The following is a 3326-nucleotide window of genomic DNA, read 5'->3' as shown; positions in this document are numbered from 1 at the left end:
GTACTTTTTGCCCTAACAAATTATATATTGTTGCTTTACCATCAATAAAAGAATCCGAAACTTGAATAGTAAAATGACCATTTGACGGATTTGGGTAAATGGCTACTTTGGATTGATTGAAATCTGATACCGAAAGAGCAGAAAAATTCATTACTGTAAAAGGAGAAAAACTACTAATTCCTGTCGCCAAAAGCGTGTAAGGATTACTTCCTAAAACGGCTCCAGAGGTTTCTTGAATCCAATTTCCACTCACAAAATGTCCAATTTTCGCAGAGTTTCTTGTAAAAGTCCCGTTTTCTTGAACTTGATTCCATCCTAAATTCAAACTGGCATTGCTTCCTCCAGCAACTGCTTCCGAAATTTCCCAAGTGGCATTCACCGCACCATTTGTCGTGCCTGAAATCCCATCGAAAACTCGGACAGAAAAAGTATCGGTAGTTCCTGAATTGGAAAGAGAAACTGGATTGTAATTAGTCGAAGTTCCTATTGGTAAAGAAATCGTTCCTCTGGAAGCATCTAGATTTTCTATGGTTACTGTTCCTGTTCCGTTAGTTACAATATAATTGGTGGCATTTCCAGCAACTGATGATGCTGCACCTTTTAGGTTTAAATTGTTGTTGTTTAAAGTGATTTTTGCTCCTAAACTTGTTGTTCCATATAAATTGACACTTCCATTCGAAATTGTAACAGGAGAATTAATAAGAGCATTATTTGCAGCAACATTTGTATCTACATTTACATTAAAACCGCTCGGTATTGTTATAGCATCTACTGAAGTTGGTGTAGAACCTGCATTCCAATTACTTGCCTGATTCCAATTGTTTGAAGTAGCACCATTAAAAGTATAATCTTCTCCTATTTTATAAATACTAAAACCACCCGTTTGTGAGCCAAATTTTGCAAAAACAAATAAATCATTGTTTATAGTGAAAAATCCCTTCGGGCCTGAGCTGCCTGAGCCCGCAATGATGTCAGCAAATCTTTTAGTTCCATTTTGTGTGCCATCGGAAGTCCATAACTCTTCATTTGAGACCCCTTCTGAAGCAGAAAACCAAATTTTACTTTTATGAGAAAATCCACCAGATAATACATTCATTTGAGTTGATGTAAAAACTGTTTTTACTGGTTTGTCATATCCATTTAGCTTAAATGAATTGTTTCCTGTATTTACTATTAATCCGTCTGAAGTTTTGTATACAAAATTAACAGTTGGAATATTAGACAAATCGTCTATAGGTTTTGTGTCGACTGAGCTTCCTTGACTAGCATAATAAAAATCCCAATCTATAAAAAAATTTGGAGCAAATTCTTTTCTGCCTTTGCCTGGAAAATAGATATAATTGTCATCATTAAAAAAAACAGTACTTACACTTGGAACTTTTATGTTTTGATTATTCGAACTTTTCAAAAGCGAAGTTCCAGCAACCGTACCATCGGTTTTATATAAAGCAAAATAGCCAAGAGTGTTATTGTTACCATAAAAATAAAAGTTGTTTTTGAATACTTTACCAAAAAATTTAGGCAAAGTGTTGGAATTATTATAAACTCCGTGATTTATAATCCCAAAAAGTTTAATAGTTCCAGCTGGTGTGCCATTTGTCTTCCATAAATCGGTTGCGGGGCTAATCGTATTTGTTGTTGAAGCTACGAATAAAAGTTCACCGTTTAAGTTTTCTATTGTTGATTTTGTGGGTGTAAATAATCTTTCACCCAATGTGGTTGTTACCGGATAAGTTCCTGATGCAGTCCCATCGGTTCTCCAAAGATGATAGTTATCTGAAATGGTTGTTCTTCCGTTGAAATAAACAAGACCACTAATGTTTTCACCAAAAGAATCATCAAGAACATCAATTTCTAAACCGGTCGAAGACAAAATAGCAACAGTAGATGCTGTGGTGCCTTCGGAGCTCCAAAGACGCAAGATTTGTGCCGCTGGATCAATCGCAGTAAAAATTAATTTATTACCAATAAAATTATTTGGTGTTCGTTTTACTTCTTCAGTCGCAATAACCGAAAGTGTAGGCGCTAATCGTATTTTGGGCAGACTTCCAATACTAGAAGTTGTGAAACTTTTTATATTTGTAAATCCACCAGTTCCATTGGTTACTAAGAGACTAGTTGTTGATTGAGTATTTTCGACAACATATAAAGTACTATTGTTTTTCGCAGTAAACGAATAGGTAGCGCCATTAACCCCAGTATGTTCAGTGTTTAAGGTATTTGAAATCCCATCCGTAGATTTTATTCCAGGTATTGCCCCAAACTGTATTAAAAATTGTTTGTTTTTAAATTCCGTTAACGGACCGATTGCATCGGCATCAGCAATTTTTACTACTTGTGAAAAGCAATTGAAAGAAATGGCAAGTGTCAGGAAAGTAATTATTTTTTTCATAATCTTTGATTTTTGATGTTATACAAAGATTATAATTCTGCAAAAACCAATCAATTAGCCGTTCGGCTTATATTAAATCAACTTGTTGTTTCTGGCCTTTTGAATCAGTTCAATTCTATTGTGGGCTTGTAGTTTCTTGTAAATATTTTCAATATGTTTTTTCACGGTAGAAAACGAAATAAACAAATTATCGGCAATGTCTTTGTTTTTCAAACCTTTGCTCAACTGTTCTAAAACTTCAATTTCTCTAACCGAAAGTTCTATGCCTTCTGCTGCTTCCGGGTCTTCAAAAACGCCTGGATTTTTCAATAATTTCAAGGTTTTCATTGCAATCGATGGTGACATTGCCGCTCCGCCCGACAAGGTTTCTCCAATGGCTTCGTATATTTTTTCGGCCTGGGTTTCTTTAAGAAGATACCCGTCGGCTCCGGCTTTTATGGCATTAAAAATGTTGTCGTCGTTATCATAAACGGTAATCATCACGATTTTGATTTGCGGATATTTCGATTTGATGATTTCTGTGGCTTTTATTCCGTTCATTTTTGGCATTTCAATATCCATCAGAATCAAATCGAATACGTGATTTTTTTCTAAAATGACTATGGCTTCTTCACCGTTTTGAGCAGTATCTTTTATAATAACATCTGGAAAAAAAGATAATTTTTCTTCCAATGCTTTTTGCAGAAATAAATTGTCTTCGACTAGTAGAATTTTTATCATAATTACAATGGAATGCTAATGGAATAAATTGTTCCCTTTTCGGGTGTAGATTGCACTTGGAAATACCCTTTTAATTCTTGAATTCTATTTTGAATATTGGTCAAACCAAATGATTTTTTCTTTTTTGCTTCGTAATCAAAGCCAATTCCATTGTCAGAAATTTGAATTTCTAGCTGTTTTTGAGTTTGTTTAATAGCAACAATAATAGTCACTG

The 3326-nt window shown here is 34.5% G+C and carries 3 protein-coding genes; all 3 read right to left on the bottom strand.

What is annotated here, in order from left to right:
* Positions 1–2392, bottom strand: a 2392-nt coding sequence (locus ACIQ2X_RS14825) for a hypothetical protein (RefSeq protein ID WP_396179730.1), incomplete at its 3' end; no start/stop codon positions are given.
* Positions 2393–2464: 72 nt separating this feature from the next.
* A complete protein-coding gene (locus ACIQ2X_RS14820; RefSeq protein WP_396179729.1) occupies positions 2465–3112 on the bottom strand; it encodes a response regulator in 648 nt (215 codons plus the stop codon).
* 2 nt (positions 3113–3114) lie between these two features.
* The coding region (locus tag ACIQ2X_RS14815; protein WP_396179728.1) for a sensor histidine kinase at positions 3115–3326 on the bottom strand (212 nt) is incomplete at its 5' end.

Origin of the sequence: Flavobacterium sp., from assembly GCF_044368625.1 — a bacterium.
GTDB lineage: Bacteria > Bacteroidota > Bacteroidia > Flavobacteriales > Flavobacteriaceae > Flavobacterium.
Note: the sequence above shows the minus strand (reverse complement) of the source record. Positions and strands in the feature narration are given on the sequence as shown.